Source organism: Hydrogenophaga taeniospiralis, assembly GCF_020510445.1.
In the GTDB taxonomy this organism is placed as follows: domain Bacteria; phylum Pseudomonadota; class Gammaproteobacteria; order Burkholderiales; family Burkholderiaceae_C; genus Hydrogenophaga.
Genome location: NZ_JAHBAG010000001.1, coordinates 2969235 through 2986370 on the forward strand (window position 1 = coordinate 2969235; position 17136 = coordinate 2986370).

The 17136-nt window shown below is 66.4% G+C and carries 16 protein-coding genes; 9 read left to right on the forward strand and 7 right to left on the reverse strand.

Annotated elements, in window-relative coordinates; all coding sequences use genetic code 11:
• The first annotated feature begins 22 nt into the window (after positions 1 to 22).
• Positions 23 to 517 (forward strand): hypothetical protein, encoded by a 495-nt coding sequence (locus KIH07_RS25550; RefSeq protein ID WP_413465743.1) that lies wholly within the window; start codon positions 23 to 25, stop codon positions 515 to 517.
• A 104-nt stretch (positions 518 to 621) separates the two neighbouring features.
• Here KIH07_RS25550 and bamC read toward each other — a convergent pair whose 3' ends face one another.
• The 5 genes from bamC to KIH07_RS14275 form a co-directional block, all read right to left on the reverse strand.
• Complete coding sequence (gene bamC / locus KIH07_RS14260; RefSeq protein WP_226492603.1) at positions 622 to 1719, reverse strand: outer membrane protein assembly factor BamC; 1098 nt, start codon at positions 1717 to 1719, stop codon at positions 622 to 624.
• 73 nt (positions 1720 to 1792) lie between these two features.
• The gene (gene dapA, locus KIH07_RS14265; RefSeq protein ID WP_226492604.1) at positions 1793 to 2680 is read right to left on the reverse strand and encodes a 4-hydroxy-tetrahydrodipicolinate synthase; all 888 of its coding nucleotides are present in this window, start codon (positions 2678 to 2680) and stop codon (positions 1793 to 1795) included.
• Positions 2681 to 2759: 79 nt separating this feature from the next.
• Positions 2760 to 3314 (reverse strand): class I SAM-dependent methyltransferase, encoded by a 555-nt coding sequence (locus KIH07_RS14270; protein ID WP_226492605.1) that lies wholly within the window; start codon positions 3312 to 3314, stop codon positions 2760 to 2762.
• Complete coding sequence (locus tag KIH07_RS25380; RefSeq protein ID WP_264181845.1) at positions 3315 to 3443, reverse strand: hypothetical protein; 129 nt, start codon at positions 3441 to 3443, stop codon at positions 3315 to 3317.
• A complete protein-coding gene (locus tag KIH07_RS14275; protein WP_413465744.1) occupies positions 3440 to 4684 on the reverse strand; it encodes an MFS transporter in 1245 nt (414 codons plus the stop codon). Before KIH07_RS14275 ends, KIH07_RS25380 begins: the two co-directional genes overlap by 4 nt.
• A gap of 167 nt (positions 4685 to 4851) precedes the next feature.
• On the opposite strand from KIH07_RS14275, the gene KIH07_RS14280 reads away from it, so the two are divergent.
• The 6 genes from KIH07_RS14280 to KIH07_RS14305 all read left to right on the forward strand — a co-directional run bounded on the left by KIH07_RS14280 (position 4852) and on the right by KIH07_RS14305 (position 12774).
• Positions 4852 to 6822 carry a DNA topoisomerase IV subunit B gene (locus KIH07_RS14280; RefSeq protein ID WP_226492607.1) on the forward strand — a complete coding sequence of 657 codons (1971 nt, stop codon included), beginning with the start codon at positions 4852 to 4854 and terminating at the stop codon, positions 6820 to 6822.
• Positions 6819 to 7580 carry a lytic transglycosylase domain-containing protein gene (locus KIH07_RS14285; protein WP_226492608.1) on the forward strand — a complete coding sequence of 254 codons (762 nt, stop codon included), beginning with the start codon at positions 6819 to 6821 and terminating at the stop codon, positions 7578 to 7580. Before KIH07_RS14280 ends, KIH07_RS14285 begins: the two co-directional genes overlap by 4 nt.
• 23 nt (positions 7581 to 7603) lie before the next feature.
• Positions 7604 to 9943: a DNA topoisomerase IV subunit A gene (gene parC, locus KIH07_RS14290; protein ID WP_226492609.1), complete on the forward strand. Its 2340-nt coding sequence runs from the start codon at positions 7604 to 7606 to the stop codon at positions 9941 to 9943.
• Between the two features lie 5 nt (positions 9944 to 9948).
• A complete protein-coding gene (locus KIH07_RS14295; RefSeq protein ID WP_226492610.1) occupies positions 9949 to 10122 on the forward strand; it encodes a hypothetical protein in 174 nt (57 codons plus the stop codon).
• 152 nt (positions 10123 to 10274) lie between these two features.
• A complete protein-coding gene (locus KIH07_RS14300) occupies positions 10275 to 11426 on the forward strand; it encodes an MBL fold metallo-hydrolase (protein ID WP_226492611.1) in 1152 nt (383 codons plus the stop codon).
• Between the two features lie 67 nt (positions 11427 to 11493).
• On the forward strand, positions 11494 to 12774 hold the full coding sequence (locus KIH07_RS14305) for an alanine racemase (protein ID WP_226492612.1): 1281 nt from the start codon (positions 11494 to 11496) through the stop codon (positions 12772 to 12774).
• 174 nt (positions 12775 to 12948) lie between these two features.
• Here the strand turns inward: KIH07_RS14305 and KIH07_RS14310 are convergent, their stop codons facing one another.
• Entirely contained in the window at positions 12949 to 13533 is a 585-nt protein-coding gene (locus KIH07_RS14310; protein ID WP_226492613.1) for a hypothetical protein, read from the reverse strand.
• Positions 13534 to 13664: 131 nt separating this feature from the next.
• Positions 13665 to 14135: a RidA family protein gene (locus tag KIH07_RS14315; protein WP_226492614.1), complete on the reverse strand. Its 471-nt coding sequence runs from the start codon at positions 14133 to 14135 to the stop codon at positions 13665 to 13667.
• 80 nt (positions 14136 to 14215) lie between these two features.
• Between KIH07_RS14315 and rmuC the strand changes: the two genes are divergently transcribed.
• The gene (rmuC, locus tag KIH07_RS14320) at positions 14216 to 15742 is read left to right on the forward strand and encodes a DNA recombination protein RmuC (RefSeq protein ID WP_226492615.1); all 1527 of its coding nucleotides are present in this window, start codon (positions 14216 to 14218) and stop codon (positions 15740 to 15742) included.
• Positions 15743 to 15841: 99 nt separating this feature from the next.
• Positions 15842 to 17125, forward strand: coding sequence for a sodium:proton antiporter NhaD (nhaD, locus tag KIH07_RS14325; protein ID WP_226492616.1), 1284 nt, complete (start codon positions 15842 to 15844; stop codon positions 17123 to 17125).
• Positions 17126 to 17136: the final 11 nt, after the last annotated feature.

Here is a 17136-nt window from a genome sequence, read left to right on the forward strand (position 1 = left end):
CGCTCTTTGGCAACAGATGGTTGTGAGAAAAAGAAAAAAGTTGATAGGGGTAAATGGGGATGGTTTTTTGAACCTATCATTGATCTCCAGTCGGGAGACCGCACAACGGTTGTCTGACTGGGTCAATCAATCCCGGATGCCGCATTCGGTTTTTTTTTGGTTGATTCACAAAAATCGAAATGAATGTTTGTCTGTCTCATCCATAGGAATTGATGCCATGAAAAAAACCCTCCTGCTCGCCAGTCTGCTTGCCGCGATGGCCCTGACCGCTTGCGGTAAAAAAGAAGAAGCTGCTGTGGAAGCTCCGGCGCCTGCCGCAGCACCGGCCCCCGCTGACGCGGCACCGGCCCCGGCACCCGCTCCGACGCCTGCAGAAGCCGCAGGTGCTGCCGCTGACGCTGCCAAGGACGCCGCCGGAGCCACTGTCGATGCCGCGAAGGAAGCCGCTGACAAGGCCGCCGAAGCTGCCAAGGCCGCTACGGACGCCGCCAAGGAAGCCGTCAAGCCGGCGCAGTGATCCGGTTCCGAGGCACCTCGTCGTCGGTGCCCTGGACGTGAAAAAGCCGCCCGAGGGCGGCTTTTTCACGTCCGCGCTGCGCCGGACCGTAGCGCAGGCAGGGGTTATTTCAGGTCGTCGGCCAGCAATTGAATGATGCGCTGGGCGTTGGCCGTGGTGTCCGGCTGGCCCTGGGCATTGAGCACCGAGACGGTGCTGCTGGTGTCGTTGCCGCCGCGCACCACCACGCGGTATTTTGCCGGCGTGGGTTCGGCCGCGGAACCGCCGAACAGGCGCCCGAAGAAGCCCGGCTTCTTGGTGTCGGTGGTGGCGGTGGCCGGCACGTAGCGCACAAAGTAGACGCCCTGGGTGCGATCGCGGTCTTCCACGGTGAAGCCGGTGCGGTCCAGCGAGAGGCCCACGCGGCGCCAGGCGCGATCGAAACCATCTTCGAGCTGTACCACCGGCTGGTTGTTCACCGTGGCCACGCGGGCGGCGGCCTGAGGCGGTGCGGAGGCCGCGATGGCTTTGGACTGGACTTCGCTCACGCCGAGCTTGACCATCAGGCGCCGCAGGAATTCGGTTTCCAGTTCAACGTCGGACGGGCGCGGTTGCCAGATGGTCTGGTCTTTCTGGGTGCTGGTGTAGACCTCGATCATGCCCCGATGGCTGATGTAGATCTCGGTGCCGCCAGCGGGATTGCGCTCCAGCCGGGTGCGGAATTTGTCGCGTTCGCCGGTGGAATACAGGTTGTCGAACACCTTGCCGATGGTGGAGCGGATGAAATCCTGGGGCAGTTTGGCGCGGTTTTCGGCCCAGTCCGTTTCCATCACCCCCAGTTTTTCCTGGTCGAGTTCGAGCAGGAAACCGTTTTCCTGCCAGAAATCGCGCACCGGGCCCCAGAGCTTGTCGGCCGGTCGATCGATCACCAGCCAGCGCTGGTTGCCCGCGCGCTCGATGCGCACGTCGCCCACGCTGTTGACCGCGGTGGTGCTGTCCGACGCTTGGGCCGGCTGGGCCGACTGGTAGCCGCTGGCGGTGACCACCGAGCCCGGCACGTTGTAGCGCGAGTCCCGGCTGAGCTGGGTCAGGTCGGGCGGCACCTCCAGCGTGCTGCCGCGTTGCGCGGTCTTGTAGTCGATCTTGTCTTCCTGCAGCACGGAGCAACCCGTGGCCAGCGTCGCCGCCAGCGTGATCAGGCCAAGGCGGGCAAATGAAGGCATGGGGCTGGGTTTGTGAAGGTGCATGGTCTGGCTTTGCGGAAAAGGAAAAGCAGGAGAAAAGGCGTCGGCCCGCTCAATCGATCAGGCCGCTGTCTTTGAGCGCGGATTCAACCACAGGTTCAAAGGCGCGGGACATGGGGGTCAGCGGCAGGCGCATGGTTTCCGCGCACAGGCCCATGCGGGCCATGGCCCATTTCAGCGGGATCGGGTTGGCTTCGACGAACAGGTTCTTGTGCACCGGCATCAGCCGGAACTGGATGTCCATGGCCTTGCGAATGTCGCCCGAAATGGCGGCCATGCACAGCTCGTGCATCAGGCGCGGGGCGATGTTGGCCGTCACGCTGATGTTGCCCTGGCCGCCGCAGAGCATGAGCGCCACGGCGGTGGGGTCGTCACCCGAGTAGATGGCAAAGCCTTCCGGCGCTTCGCGGATCAGCCATTGCGCGCGTTCGATGTTGCCGGTGGCTTCCTTGATGCCAACGATGCCGGGCACCTGCGCCAGGCGCAGCGCCGTGTCGACCGACATGTCGGCCACGCTGCGGCCCGGCACGTTGTAAAGCACGACGGGCAGGTCGCCCGTGGCTTCGGCGATGGCCTTGAAGTGCTGGTACTGGCCTTCCTGGGTCGGCTTGTTGTAGTAGGGCACGACCTGCAGCTGGCAGTCGGCACCGACGCTGCGCGCGAACTTCGCCAGCTCGATGGCTTCGGCGGTGGAGTTGGCGCCGCAGCCGGCCATGATGGGCACGCGTTTGGCGGCCTGTTCGACCGCCACGCGGATGATCTCGCAGTGTTCTTCGACCGTGACGGTGGGCGATTCGCCCGTGGTGCCGACCACGCCGATGCAGTCGGTACCTTCGGCGATGTGCCAGTCGATGAGTTTGCGCAGGGTGGGGTAGTCCACGCTGCCGTCTTCTTGCATGGGCGTGACCAGGGCCACGATGCTGCCGGTGATGGGGTTCATAGCTAAAGGCTCAAGTGGTGGGCACCTGCGCAACGGCCGACCAAAGGGGCGGCGTCAGCGGGCGCACGAATCTGACATTCTACCCAGTGGCATCCAGCGGATACCGCTCGGGCAGACCCGGGAGATCCGGACGTTTTCGCACCGCCGCGATGCGCTGCACGAAGCGCTCGGGCCGGTCGATGAAGCCGTCCTCGAAGACCACCACGTGCAGGCCGGTTGTGGCCTGCAGCAGCTCGCCGGGGCGGAGCAGGAAATCGGGTCGTGACGGCTTGCCCACGGTCTCGTTTCCCTGGGCAAAGGTCTCGTAGATCAGCACGCCGCCCGGTGCCACGCTGGACACGATCTGCGCCAGCAGGGGGCGCCAGAGGTAGTTCGTCACCACCACCGCGTCGAACGTTTCGTCCGCGAAGGGCCAGGGGCCGTTCTCGATGTCGGCCTGCACCGCGCGCCCCAGCCCGGACACGGCTTCGATGGCTTCGGCCGAGCGGTCCACGCCCGTCACCGGATGGCCGCGCCCAGCGAGCCAACGCAGATGGCGGCCATGGCCGCAGGCCACGTCGAGCACCGACCCCGCGACGGGAACCAGATGCGACCAGCGCTGTACCCAGGCCGAGGGCGCTTCGGTGCCGTGCATCTAGAAACAGCTCCAGAGCTGGTCGGCCAGGTTCACGAGAAAGTCGGGCCGCTGGTAGAGCGCAAGGGTGCCCAGCAGGACCAACAGCACGCCGGCCCAGACCAGGGTCTTGAGCGCCAACGGTCTCATGCGGCCGCTCCCGCGCGCTGCGGGCCGCCGCGGACGATGGGCGACTCGCGCACCGGCAGATTGATCAGCGCGGCGAACACCCCCAGCGCGATCGAGATATACCAGACGACGTCGTAGCTGCCAGTGCGGTCGTACAGATAGCCACCCAGCCACACGCCCAGGAAACTGCCGATCTGGTGGCTGAAGAACACGAAGCCGCCCAGCATGGACAAATGCGCCACGCCAAAGATCTGCGCCACCACGGCGTTGGTCGGCGGCACGGTGGACAGCCACAGCACGCCCATGACGGCGGAAAACACATACACGCTGGCGGGCGAGAGCGGCACGATCAGGAAGATGCTGATGGCCACGGCCCGTGCCAGGTAGATGAAGGCCAGGATGTGGCGCTTGGCCATGCGCTGGCCCAGCGCGCCCGCGGCGTAGGTGCCGATCACGTTGAACAGGCCGATCAGCGCCAGCGCGTAGCTCGCCACCTGGGGCGACAGGCCGTTGTCTTTCAGGTAGCTCGGCATGTGCACGCCGATGAACACCACCTGGAAGCCACAGACGAAATAGCCGGCCATCAAGAGCTGGAAGCTGCGGTAGCGAAACGCCTCGCGCAGCGCATGAAGAATGGTCTGTTCGCGCCGGGGCGGCGAACCTCCCGCAAAGCCCGGTTCGCGCAGGCCCATGGCCAGCGGCATGATGAGCAGGACCGCGGCGCCCAGGAACAGCAGCGCTTCCTGCCAGCCGAAGCGGCTGATGAGCCAGCCCTCGATCGGCACCATCAGGAACTGGCCGAACGAGCCGGCCGCGGCCGCCACGCCCATGGCCCAGGAGCGCTTGTCGGCCGGGATCTGGCGCCCGATCACGCCGTAGATCACGGCGTAGGTGGTACCCGCCTGGGCCGCACCGATCAGGATGCCGGCGGTCAGCGCAAAGCCGACCGGGCTGGTGGACCAGGCCATGCCGGCCAGGCCCAGCGCGTAGAGCACCGCGCCTCCCAGCAGCACGCGCATGGCGCCAAAACGGTCGGCCGCCATGCCGGCGAAGATGCCGAACACCCCCCAGGACAGGTTCTGGATCGCCAGCGCAAAGGCGAAGGTCTCGCGCGTCCAGCCCTGGGCCGTGGTGACGGGCTGCAGCCACAGGCCGAAGCCGTGGCGGATGCCCATGGAGAGGGTGACGATGAAGGCACCGCAGGCGAGCACCTGGAGGGTCGAGAGTCGGGGCGCGGGGGTGGTGGCCAATGGCGATGTCATCCCGAGACTGTAGCGAATCCGCTCATTTCGCGGGTGTCACCCCGGCGCGTGGGGTCATGAAATCGGCGGCCCCGATTGATGCGCGGAACGAATCGCCGGAGATGGCGGGTGTTTCCTCTGTATTTGCATCCAGTGGTTTTTGATCGGGGCGCATACAATCCGCCCCCATGGCGACCCAATCTCCCAACGAATATTCCGAAGGCTCGATCCGCGTCCTCAAGGGACTGGAGCCGGTCAAACAGCGGCCGGGCATGTACACCCGCACCGACAACCCGCTGCACATCATCCAGGAAGTGCTGGACAACGCGGCCGACGAAGCGCTGGCCGGATTCGGCAAAAAGATCAAGGTCACGCTGCACACCGACCACTCGGTGAGCGTGGAAGACGACGGCCGTGGCATTCCCTTCGGCCTGCACCCGGAAGAAAAGGCCCCGGTGGTCGAGCTTGTGTTCACCCGGCTGCACGCCGGTGGCAAGTTCGACAAGGGCAAGGGCGGCGCCTACAGCTTCTCGGGTGGCCTGCACGGCGTGGGCGTGTCGGTCACCAACGCGCTCTCGACCCGGCTCGAAGTCACCAGCTTCCGCGAAGGCCAGGTCGCCAAACTCGCGTTTTCCGCGGGTGACGTGATCGAGCAACTGGTGATCACGCCCAAAGGCGAGGGCGACCGCAAGCAGGGCACCACGGTGCGCGCCTGGCCCGATGGCAAGTACTTCGAGTCCGCCGCCCTGCCCATGACCGAGCTCACCCACCTGCTGCGCAGCAAGGCGGTGCTGATGCCGGGCGTGACGGTGACCCTGGTCAACGAGAAGACCAAAGACACCCAGACCTGGCTCTACAAGGGCGGCCTGCGCGACTACCTGCAGCAGACGCTCAACGGCGAACCGGTGATTCCGCTGTTTGAGGGCGAAGGCTTTGCCGACGCCAAGGACGACACCTTCGCCGACGGCGAGGGCGCTGCCTGGTGCGTGGCCTTCACCGAAGACGGCCAGCCGGTGCGCGAGAGCTACGTCAACCTGATCCCCACCAGCGCCGGCGGCACGCACGAAAGCGGCCTGCGCGACGGCCTGTTCCAGGCGGTCAAGGGCTTCATCGAGCTGCACGCGCTGCTGCCCAAGGGCGTGAAGCTGCTGCCCGAAGACGTGTTTGCCCGCGCTTCGTATGTGTTGAGCGCCAAGGTGCTGGACCCGCAGTTCCAGGGCCAGATCAAGGAGCGCCTGAACTCGCGCGATGCGGTGCGACTGGTTGGCAGCTTCGTGCGCCCGGCGCTCGAACTCTGGCTCAACCAGCACGTGGACTACGGCAAGAAGCTCGCCGAACTCGCCATCAAGGCCGCGCAGTTCCGCCAGAAGGCCGGCCAGAAGGTCGAAAAGCGCAAGGGCTCGGGCGTGGCCGTGTTGCCCGGCAAGCTGACCGACTGCGAAAGCAAAGACCTGGCGCACAACGAGGTGTTCCTGGTCGAGGGCGACTCGGCCGGCGGCAGCGCCAAGATGGGCCGCGACAAGGAAAGCCAGGCCATCCTGCCGCTGCGCGGCAAGGTGCTCAACACCTGGGAGGTCGAGCGCGACCGCCTGTTCGCCAACAACGAGATCCACGACATCGCGGTCGCCATCGGCGTGGACCCGCACGGCCCGCTGGACACGCCCGACATGAGCGGCCTGCGCTACGGCAAGGTCTGCATCCTGAGTGACGCCGACGTGGACGGCTCGCACATCCAGGTGCTGCTGCTCACGCTGTTCTTCCGCCATTTCCCCAAGCTGATCGAGGCCGGCCATGTGTACGTGGCGCGCCCGCCGCTGTTCCGCGTGGACGTGCCCGCGCGTGGCAAGAAGCCCGCGAGCAAGCAGTACGCGCTGGACGAGGGCGAGCTGCACGCCATCCTGGACAAGGCCGAGAAAGACGGCGTGGTGCGCGACAAGTGCCAGATCAGCCGTTTCAAGGGCCTGGGTGAGATGAACGCCGAGCAGCTCTGGGACACCACGCTCAACCCCGATACCCGCCGCCTGATGCAGGTCAACCTGGGCACGCTGGATTTCGCCGGCACCGAAGCCCTGATCACCAAGCTCATGGGCAAGGGCGAGGCCGCGTCGCGCCGCGAGCTGATGGAGCTGCACGGCGATTCGGTGGAGGTGGACGTTTGAGCCGCAACACACTCCGTTGGCCCCGGGCCCTGGCGTTGGGGTGGCTGCTGGTGTGGGCGCTGGGATGGTCCGCGCCCGCCGCAGCGGAAATCTGGGGCTATGTGGACAAGCGCGGCGTGTCGCACTTCGCCGACCACCAGGTGGACCGGCGTTACGAGCTGTTCTACGGCGGCGGTGCCCGGTCCGCGGGCGTGTCACGGGAACTGCCGCGTGGGGACGCCCATGCCTCACCCAGCGTGCAGGCGGTTTTTCAGGTTTCCACCTCGTACAAGGCGGTGCGCCACCTGATCCGCGAGGCGGCCACGGCGTACGGGCTGGAATACGAGCTGCTCAAGGCGGTGATCGCCACCGAATCGGGGTTCAATGCCCATGCGGTCAGCCCCAAGGGCGCCATCGGCCTGATGCAACTCATGCCCGACACCGCGCAGCGCTTTGGCGTGAAAGCCAGAGCCAATGAATCGCTGCAGGAGCGCCTGACCGATCCGCGCACCAATCTGCAGGCGGGCGCGCGTTACCTGGCCTGGCTGCTGAAGTATTTCGACGGCCAGACCGAGCTGGCGCTGGCGGCCTACAACGCCGGCGAGGGCGCGGTGCTGCGCGCCGGGCGCCAGATCCCGAACTACCGGGAAACCCAGAACTATGTGCGCAAGGTGACACAACTGCGGCAATCGCTGCAGCCGCCGCGCGCCCTGAGCCAGCGCTATGTGCCGGAGCCCGCAGACATGCAGGCCAGGGCCCAGACACCCGCGCCGCTCTGAACCGGATTCACGCAACAGACTTCATGGACACCATCAACCCCGAACTCCCGCTGGACACCCCAGAAGACAACGACAACCTCGCGGCTTACGCCCAACGCGCCTACCTCGAATACGCCCTCTCCGTCGTCAAGGGCCGGGCCCTGCCCGATGTGTGCGACGGCCAGAAGCCGGTGCAGCGCCGCATCCTCTACGCCATGGACCGCATGGGCCTGGGCTACAGCGGCAACACCGCTGCCAAGCCGGTCAAGAGCGCGCGCGTGGTCGGCGACGTGCTGGGCAAGTACCACCCTCACGGCGACAGCGCAGCCTACGACGCGCTGGTGCGCATGGCGCAGGATTTCAGCCAGCGTTACCCGCTGATCGACGGCCAGGGCAACTTCGGCAGCCGCGACGGCGACGGCGCCGCCGCCATGCGCTACACCGAAGCGCGCCTGGCCAAGATCACTGGCCTGCTGCTCGACGAGATCGACCAGGGCACGGTGGACTTCATCCCCACCTACGACGGCTCGTTTGAAGAACCCAAACAGCTGCCCGCGCGCCTGCCGTTCAACCTGCTCAACGGCGCCAGTGGCATTGCCGTGGGCCTGGCCACCGAAATCCCCAGCCACAACCTGCGCGAAGTGGCCGACGCCTGCGTGGCGCTGATCAAGACGCCCAAGCTCAGCGACGACGAGCTGTTCGCCATCATCCCCGGCCCGGACTACCCGGGCGGTGGCCAGATCATCAGCCCGGCCGGCGACATTGCCGATGCCTACCGCACCGGCCGTGGCAGCCTCAAGGTGCGGGCGCGCTGGAAGATCGAGGACCTCGCGCGCGGCCAGTGGCAACTGGTGGTCAATGAACTGCCGCCCGGCGTGAGCACCCAGCGCGTGCTGGAAGAAATCGAAGAGATCACCAACCCCAAGGTCAAGGCCGGCAAGAAGGCGTTGAGCCAGGAGCAGACGCAGCTCAAAGCGAGCATGCTGATGGTGCTGGACGTGGTGCGCGACGAGTCGAGCAAGGACGCGCCGGTGCGTCTGGTGTTCGAGCCCAAGAGCAGCCGCATCGAGCAGAGCGAACTCATCACCGCGCTGCTGGCCCACACCAGCCTGGAAAGTTCGTCGCCGATCAACCTGACCATGATCGGTCTGGACGGGCGGCCGACGCAGAAGAGCCTGCGGCTCATGCTCAATGAGTGGATCGAATTCCGCCAGGGCACCATCGTGCGCCGCACGCAGCACCGCCTGAACAAGGTGCTCGACCGCATCCACATCTACGAAGGCCGGCAGCTCGTGTTGCTGAACATCGACGAAGTGATTGCGATCATTCGTCACAGCGACGAGCCCAAGGCTGCATTGATCGAGCGCTTCAAGCTCAGCGATCGGCAGGCCGAAGACATTCTTGAAATCCGCCTGCGCCAACTGGCGCGTCTCGAAGCCATCAAGATCGAGCAGGAGCTGAAGGATCTGCGCGAAGAGCAGGGCAAGCTCGAAGACATCCTGGGCAACCCGGCCAGCCTGAAGCGCCTGATGGTCAAAGAGATCGAGGCCGACGCCAAGACCTTCGCCGACCCGCGCCGCACGCTGATCCAGACCGAGAAAAAGGCCGTGGCCGAAATCAAGGTGGTGGACGAGCCGGTCACGGTCGTCATCTCCAGCAAGGGCTGGGTGCGCGCGCGCACCGGCCATGGCCACGAGGCCGGCAGCTTTGCCTTCAAGGCGGGCGATGGCCTGTACGGCACCTTCGAATGCCGCACGGTGGACACGCTCATCGTCTTCGGCAGCAATGGCCGCGTCTACAGCGTGCCCGTGGCCAGCCTGCCCGGCGCGCGCGGCGACGGCCAGCCCATCACCACGCTGATCGAGCTCGAAAGCGGCACGCAACCGCTGCACTACTTCGCCGGCCCGGCCAACGCCACGCTGCTGCTCAGCGGCACCGGCGGCTACGGCTTCCTCGCCACGGTGGACAACCTGGTGTCGCGCCAGAGAGCCGGCAAGGCCTTCATCAGCGTGGGCGAGGGCGAGACCATCTGCGCACCTTCGCACGTGGCCCACACCACGGCCAGCCAAGCCTTGCCGCCCGCCACGCACGTGGCCTGCGCCTCCACCGGCGGGCGCATCCTCACTTTCGAGATCGGCGAACTCAAGGCCATGGACAAGGGCGGGCGCGGCCTGATGCTGATCGACCTCGATGCCAAGGACACCTTGGCCGGCGCCGCGGCCTACACCCGCAGTGTGAAGATCGAAGGCATCGGCCGCGGCGGCAAGGAGCGCGACGAGACGCTGGAAATCCGCAGCCTGAACAATGCCCGCGCCGCGCGCGCCCGCAAGGGCAAGGCCGCGGACTTGGGTTTCAAACCGAACCGCGTGACGCGCGTGGAGTGACGGGCATGGACGGCACCGGCCTTCTCGTGTTGCTGGCCAGCGGTGCCGTGACCTTTCTGGTGGGTCGCTTCGTCGGCAGGCGTTACCGTGCCCGCCGCGCCGCGCAGCAGGCGCAGCGCGAGCTGGCCGGGCAAAGCCGCCAGGTGCGGCGCGCACAGGCACGCAAGAACCGGCGCTGACCCGCCCCGGTTGGGGCGCGGCTTGGTGCCGTTTGACCTTGGTTGAGGCGGGGGCGCCAACGCGCGCGACAATGGCGCGCGCCGGGTTGAGTTCCGGCCCATCGCTGCCCTGTGCGGTGGTCTTGCAACCCTGCTGAAAGCAAAGGATCGCCATGAAGTCGTTGGGCAAACGGGCCGAAGGCCTTCGCCTGGAGCGCATGAAGGCCTCGGTGCAATGGCTGGGCGAGGGTTTCCGCAATGTGTTTCCCGTCGCGCCCGGCCTGCGCGACCCCCATGCGCCGTTCCCGGGCGTGCGCGATTTCCTGTGCGGCGGCGAGCGCCGCGTGCCCAGCGCGCCGCTGCCTTCGGTCGATCCGCGCGAGGCCTGGGCCAGGCCGCCGCAGAGCGGTTTGCGCGCCACCTGGCTTGGCCACTCCACCGTGATGATCGAGATCGAAGGCAAACGCGTGCTGACCGATCCGGTCTGGGGCCTGCGCGCCTCGCCGTCGAACCTGGTGGGCCCCAAGCGCTTTCAGCCCGTGCCGGTCGCGTTGAAGCAACTGCCACCGGTGGACGTGGCCCTGGTCTCGCACGACCACTACGATCACCTGGACTACCCCACCGTGCGCGAGCTGAACCGGCGCGAGGTGCCCTTCGTCACATCGCTCGGCGTGGGCGCGCATCTGCAGGCCTGGGGTGTGCCACCCGAGCGCATCACCGAGCTGGACTGGTGGGAAAGCCATCGCCTGCCCGGCAGCGAGGTCACCATCACCGCCGCGCCCTCGCAGCATTTTTCCGGCCGCAACCTCAAAGACCGCAACGCCACGCTGTGGTCTTCACTGGTGGTCCGCTCGCCGCGCCACAGTGTGTTCTTCAGCGGTGACACCGGCCTCACCGGCGAATACAGCGAGATCCGGGACCGCCTCGGTCCGTTCGATCTGGTCATGCTCGAAGTGGGCGCCTTCCATCCCGCGTGGGGCGACATCCACCTCGGGCCGGACAACGCGCTCAAGGCCCACCAATTGCTGGGCGGTGGCGTGTTGTTGCCGGTCCATTGGGGCACCTTCGCCCTGGCCATGCACGCCTGGGACCAACCCGCCGAAGTCTTGCTCGCACAGGCCGAGCGGCAGAACACCCCCCTGCTGATGCCCATCCTGGGTCAGGCTGTCGAGCCCGCGCATGCGGAGAAGACCCGGCCCTGGTGGCGCAGCGTGGAAACCCAGGCCGCGCCCGCCGCGGCGCCCCCGCGCGCGGGCACGGCCAGCGAGCCCGCACCGGAGCCCGACGCAGCGCTGCCCAAGGGCATGAGCTGGCCGCTCGATTGAGCGCCGTGCTTCCGCCAGGGAGCCACGAGGCACCTGGACTTCGATCACACCCCAGAAACACACCGCCATGAACCCGACCGAGCCTCTCTTCGGCCCCCACCTCAAAGGCTTTCCCACCGGGCAAACGCCGCTCATGCGCGAGCAGATCGCCAGGCAGGGCTGGCAACTGCTGCGGGGCGATCTGGCCCTGCCACTGGCGGTGATCAGGCAGTCCGCCCTGCAGCACAACCTGCACTGGATGCGCGACTTCTGCGCGCAGCGCGGCCTGTACCTTGCGCCGCACGGCAAGACCAGCATGTCGCCCGAGCTCTGGCAGATGCAGCTGGACGCCGGGGCTTGGGGTATCAGCTTCGCCACCGTGTTCCAGGCGGCGGTGGGTGCGCGCCACGGTGTGCCGGTGCTGCTGATCGCCAACCAGGTGATCCAGCGCGCCGAGCTGGACGCGCTGGCGGTGTTGCACGCCGAACGCCCCGCGCTGCGTTCCATGTTCCTCGTCGATTCGGTGGGACAGGTGGACGCCATCGAAGCCTGGGCCACGGCACGCGGTTTCGCAGGCCGGTTCGAGGTGTTGTTGGAACTGGGCATCGCCGGTCAGCGCACCGGCTGCCGCACCGCCGACGAGGCGCGGCAAGCCGCGCAGCGCATCCACGCCAGCCCGGTGCTGCAACTGGCCGGCATCGAGTGCTACGAAGGCACCACCGCCACCTGCGACCACGCCAAAGACCGCGCCACCGTGCAGGACCTGATGGACCGCGTGGAGGCAACAGCCCGCGAAGCCATCGCGCAAGGCTGGTTCGCGCAAGACGAAGTCATCCTCAGCGCCGGTGGCTCCGCCATCTTCGATCTCGTGGCCGAACGCCTCACGCCGAACCTCGGCCGCCCTGTGCGCGGCGTGCTGCGCTCGGGTTGTTACCTCACGCACGACCACCAGCGCTACACGCGGTACCTCTGCTGTGTGGCCGAGCGCCTGAACCTGCGCGAGACCCTCAAGCCCGCGCTGGAGGTGCTGGCCTGCGTGCAGAGCGGCCCCGAGCCCGGCCTGGCGTTGCTCAGCATGGGCCGGCGCGACGTGTCGCACGACCTCGACCTGCCGCTGCCCATCTGGCGCTCGGACGGGCAGGGCGGTGCACCGAAGGCGGTGCCCGCGCACTGGCGCATTGACGTCCTGAATGACCAGCACGCCTACCTGCGCTACGACCCATCGGCCCCGAAGGACGAATGGCCGGCGCTCGGCGAAACCGTGGCCTCGGGCATTTCACACCCCTGCACCACGTTCGACAAATGGCGCTGGCTGCCGGTGGTGGACGACGGCTACCGCGTGGTGGACGCGGTCACGACCTGGTTCTGAACACCGGCAACGCGCCGGCTGTACGCAAGGAACACCTCGTCGCGCACCCACCCCAGCCGCGACCGCGCCTTGAGGTTGGTCCTGGCCGTGGTCAGGTCCATTCGGACCTTGCCGCCTGCATGTTTTGGTTGGAGGCGGTTGTGTGGGTTGCGGGCATGGGCGGAGGTTCTGACGTCACAGCTTGCCAGCCTCTTGCCACCACTGATCCCTGGGGATGCGTGCGGCCCACGCGTTGAAACGCACGCGGTGCGCCTCCCACGGTTCGGCCAGCGGCGCACGTGGGTCCAGGCTCAGGCCATAGGCCATGCCTTCGACAAACCACGTGGGCATGAACAGGCGGCGCATCACGCCCAGGCGCTGGCCCTGCAACACGTGGATCAGTTCGTGGCGGACGTAGTAGGGTTTCCAGGCGCGAGGGCCGATGACGATGCCCCAGTTGGCGATGGTGACCGCCGACCGCGCGCCCAGCCCGAAGCTGTCGGCACAGGCATTGGTGGAGCAAAAGATGACGCGGGGAGGGCGCTGCAGCGGCGCGATGGTGTTCGATACGAACGCGACGGCCTCGGCGTGGAGCGCGTTCGCCGCCTGCAGCCGCTGCGGGTCGTCCACGCACACGGGAGCCTCAGCGCCACAAGCAATCCCCACCAGCCCTGGTGCCAGCACGCGGACCGGCTTTACCAGCACCCACGCCGCCAGCGGGACGACGACGAACCGCAGGAGCGCGAGGCGCTGGACGGCGGGACGTTTGGCGTTGTTCATGCTTGAGCGCTGCGCGCGCCATTCGGCACAAGCCCCAGGCGCTGCGAGCCGATTGAGCAGCCGGCCGGCTTTCCTGAGCGGGACAGGCCGCATGGGCGTGTCCTCACGCCCATCCCGGATGCTGCTTGGGCTCAGCCCAGCTCGGCGATCAGCTCGATCTCCACACAAGCGCCCAACGGGATCTGCGCCACGCCGAACGCGCTGCGGGCGTGGGCGCCGGCTTTCGGGCCGAAGACTTCGCCCAGCAGTTCGCTGCAGCCGTTGGTGACGAGGTGTTGCTCGGTGTAGGTGGCGGTGCTGTTGACCAGGCTCATGACCTTGACGATGCGCGTCACGTCGTCGAGCGTCTTGCCGGCGGCCAGGCAGGCGGCGGCGAGCGTGCCCATGAGGTCGATGGCGATGGCGCGGGCGGCGAGCTTGCCCTCTTCGGTGGTCATGGTCAGGCCGAGCTGACCGACCCAGGGTTTGCCGTCTTTCTTGGCGATGTGGCCGCTCAGAAAGACGAGCTTGCCGGTCTGCACGAAGGGCACGTAGGCGGCGGCGGGAATGGCCACGGGGGGCAGTTCGATGCCGAGTTGGGAAAGCTTGTCGTAGACGCTCATGAGATGCTCCAGAAAAGGGAAGCGGGTCATTCTATAGAGCGACCTGAGGGGCCTTCTGGCACTCACCGATAATCGTTCGCATGTTTGAAGCTGTGTCGTTCTGGATGGTGTTGGGTGTGCTGCTGCAGGTGTTGATCCTGCTGGCGTTGTTGTGGCTGCTGTTGCGGCGCCGGCCCGTGGACGTCGAGGAACAGGCGCATCGCCAGGCGCTGCTGGCCACACTGCAAAACCAGGGGCAGCAGACCACCCAGCGCATCGAGCGCGTGGAAAGTGAGCTGCGCCGCGAGATCGGTGACAACGCGCGCGGTGGCCGGCAGGAAATCCAGCAGACTCTGGCCACCTTTCAGGAAACCCTCACGCGCCAGGACGCCGAGGCCACCCGCACACAGAACACCCAGCTCGATGCGTTCGCCCAGCAGCTGCTGCAGCTGCGCGGCACCCTGGGCGACACGCTGACGCAACAGCTGCAGGCGATCAGCCTGGGCATGGGGCAGCAGGCCGCGGAAGCCACGCGCACGCAGAACGCGCAGATCGACGCTTTTGCTCAGCAGCTGGTGCAGCTGCGCGGCACGCTGGGCGACACGCTGACCAGCCAGCTCAAGGCGATGATGGAGAGCAACGAGCGCCGGCTGGGGGAGATGCGCGCCACCCTCGAAGGCCAGCTCACGCAACTGCAGCAGAACAACGCCGCCAAGCTCGACGAGATGCGCGCCACGGTGGACGAAAAACTGCAGAGCACGCTGCAGGCCCGCCTGGGTGAGAGCTTCAAGCAGGTGGCCGACCGGCTGGAGCAGGTGCACAAGGGCCTGGGCGAGATGCAGACGCTGGCGCAGGGCGTGGGCGATCTGAAGCACCTGCTGACCAATGTGAAGACCCGCGGCATGTTCGGCGAAGCCCAGCTCGGCGCCTTGCTGGAGCAGGTGTTCGCGCCCGACCAGTACGCCACCCAGGTGGCCACGCGCCCGGGCAGCCGCAACGTGGTCGATTTCGCCATCAAGCTGCCGGGCCGGGGCGACGAAGGCGCGCCCTGCTGGCTGCCGATCGACGCCAAGTTCCCGAACGAGGACTACGAGCGCCTGCTCGACGCCCAGCAGCGTGCCGACGTGGAAGGCGCCGAGCTGGCCGCGCGCGGGCTGGAGCAGCGCATCCGGCTCGAAGCCAAAAGCATGGCCGACAAGTACCTGGAGCCGCCGCACACGACCGACTTCGCGATCCTGTTCCTGCCCACCGAAGGCCTGTACGCCGAGGTGCTGCGCCGCCCGGGGCTGATGGAGGTGCTGCAGCGTGAGTACCGCGTCACGCTCGCCGGTCCGACCACGCTGATGGCCATGCTCAACTCGCTGCAGATGGGCTTTCGCACCCTGGCGCTGGAGAAACGCAGCAGCGAGGTCTGGCAGGTGCTGGGCGCGGTCAAGACCGAGTTCGGCAAGTTCGGCGATGTGCTGGCCAAGGTCAAGGCCCAGACCCAGACCGTGCTCAACACCCTGGACAGCGCCGAGACCCGCAGCCGCGCCATGGGCCGCGCGCTCAAGACCGTGGAGGCGTTGCCGCAGGAGCAGGCCAGCGCCTTGCTGCCACTGGACCCGTTGGGCGACGACGGGGTGTAGGCGCCATCCGTCAGCCCTTTCTCAGCTGTCGCTTCATACAATACCTGGCTGCAAGAAAACCGGCGGCCGTGGAGCCCCCAACAACATTGAGGAGACAAAATGCTTACTGCCGTGGTCGTGATTTTTGTTTTGGCCTATGCCGCCATCGCACTGGAACACCCCATCAAGATCAACAAGGCGGCTTCGGCGCTGATTGGCGCCGGCCTGCTGTGGACGGTGTACGCGATGTCCAACGGCGACGCCCATCTGGTGGGCGAACAGCTGAACGAATCGCTGATGGGCACCGCCCAGATCGTGTTCTTCCTGATCGGTGCCATGACCATCGTCGAGGTGGTCGACGCCCATGATGGTTTCGAAGTCATCACCACCCGCATCAAGACCACCAAACTTTCCACGCTGATGTGGCTGGTGGGCTTCGTCACGTTTTTCTTGAGTTCCATTCTGGACAACCTGACCACGACCATCGTCATGATTTCGCTCATGAAGAAGCTGCTGGACAAACAGGGTGATCGGCTGTTCTTCGCCGGCATCATCGTCATCGCAGCCAATGCGGGCGGCGCCTGGAGTCCCATCGGCGATGTGACCACGACCATGTTGTGGATCGGTGGCCAGATCACCGCCATGGAAATCATCAAGGGCGTGTTCCTTCCCTCCATGGTCAATCTGATGGTGCCCTTGGCCATCACGGCCTATGTGCTGCGGGGCCGCCTGGTTGAAGCGCCCCAGAAGGTCGAAGTCCGCGAAGGACACCACACCACTTCGTTTGAGAAGAACATGATGTTCTTCCTGGGTTTGGGCATTTTGGTGGCCGTGCCGGCCTTCAAGACCATCACCCACCTGCCGCCCTTCATGGGGGTGCTGTTCGGGTTGGGCATCCTGTGGCTGGCGGGTGACCTGATCCACAAGAACAAGAACGAGGACGACAAGTATTCCTTGACCCTGGCGCACGCGCTCTCGCGCATCGACATGGGCTCCATCGTGTTCTTCATCGGCATTCTGTTGTCGGTGGCCACGCTGGAACACACCCACATCCTGACCTCGCTGGCCGGCTGGCTGGACCAGACCGTGGGGCGCCAGGACATCATCGTGATCCTCATTGGCCTGGTCAGCGCCATCGTGGACAACGTGCCGCTGGTGGCTGCATCCATGGGCATGTACAGCCTGGATCAATACCCCCCTGACAGCTTCCTGTGGGAGTTCATGGCGTACTGCGCCGGTACCGGCGGCTCCATCCTGATCATCGGTTCGGCCGCGGGTGTGGCGGCCATGGGACTGGAAAAGATCCACTTCTTCTGGTATGTCAAAAAGATCAGTGGCCTGGCCCTGGTGGGCTATCTGGCCGGTGCGGCCGTGTACATCGTTCAATACGGCCTGTTGCACTGACACCCGGGATT

What these genes read in the sequence shown, in the direction of transcription:
- KIH07_RS14310 (WP_226492613.1), bottom strand. Translation starts at nt 13,533, where the DNA reads ATGAACAACGCCAAACGTCCCGCCGTCCAGCGCCTCGCGCTCCTGCGG.
- KIH07_RS14305 (WP_226492612.1), top strand. Translation starts at nt 11,494, where the DNA reads ATGAACCCGACCGAGCCTCTCTTCGGCCCCCACCTCAAAGGCTTTCCC.
- nhaD (WP_226492616.1), top strand. Translation starts at nt 15,842, where the DNA reads ATGCTTACTGCCGTGGTCGTGATTTTTGTTTTGGCCTATGCCGCCATC.
- KIH07_RS14315 (WP_226492614.1), bottom strand. Translation starts at nt 14,135, where the DNA reads ATGAGCGTCTACGACAAGCTTTCCCAACTCGGCATCGAACTGCCCCCC.
- KIH07_RS25380 (WP_264181845.1), bottom strand. Translation starts at nt 3,443, where the DNA reads ATGAGACCGTTGGCGCTCAAGACCCTGGTCTGGGCCGGCGTGCTGTTG.
- KIH07_RS14280 (WP_226492607.1), top strand. Translation starts at nt 4,852, where the DNA reads ATGGCGACCCAATCTCCCAACGAATATTCCGAAGGCTCGATCCGCGTC.
- bamC (WP_226492603.1), bottom strand. Translation starts at nt 1,719, where the DNA reads ATGCCTTCATTTGCCCGCCTTGGCCTGATCACGCTGGCGGCGACGCTG.
- KIH07_RS14300 (WP_226492611.1), top strand. Translation starts at nt 10,275, where the DNA reads ATGAAGTCGTTGGGCAAACGGGCCGAAGGCCTTCGCCTGGAGCGCATG.
- KIH07_RS14295 (WP_226492610.1), top strand. Translation starts at nt 9,949, where the DNA reads ATGGACGGCACCGGCCTTCTCGTGTTGCTGGCCAGCGGTGCCGTGACC.
- KIH07_RS14275 (WP_413465744.1), bottom strand. Translation starts at nt 4,684, where the DNA reads ATGACATCGCCATTGGCCACCACCCCCGCGCCCCGACTCTCGACCCTC.
- dapA (WP_226492604.1), bottom strand. Translation starts at nt 2,680, where the DNA reads ATGAACCCCATCACCGGCAGCATCGTGGCCCTGGTCACGCCCATGCAA.
- KIH07_RS14270 (WP_226492605.1), bottom strand. Translation starts at nt 3,314, where the DNA reads ATGCACGGCACCGAAGCGCCCTCGGCCTGGGTACAGCGCTGGTCGCAT.
- parC (WP_226492609.1), top strand. Translation starts at nt 7,604, where the DNA reads ATGGACACCATCAACCCCGAACTCCCGCTGGACACCCCAGAAGACAAC.
- rmuC (WP_226492615.1), top strand. Translation starts at nt 14,216, where the DNA reads ATGTTTGAAGCTGTGTCGTTCTGGATGGTGTTGGGTGTGCTGCTGCAG.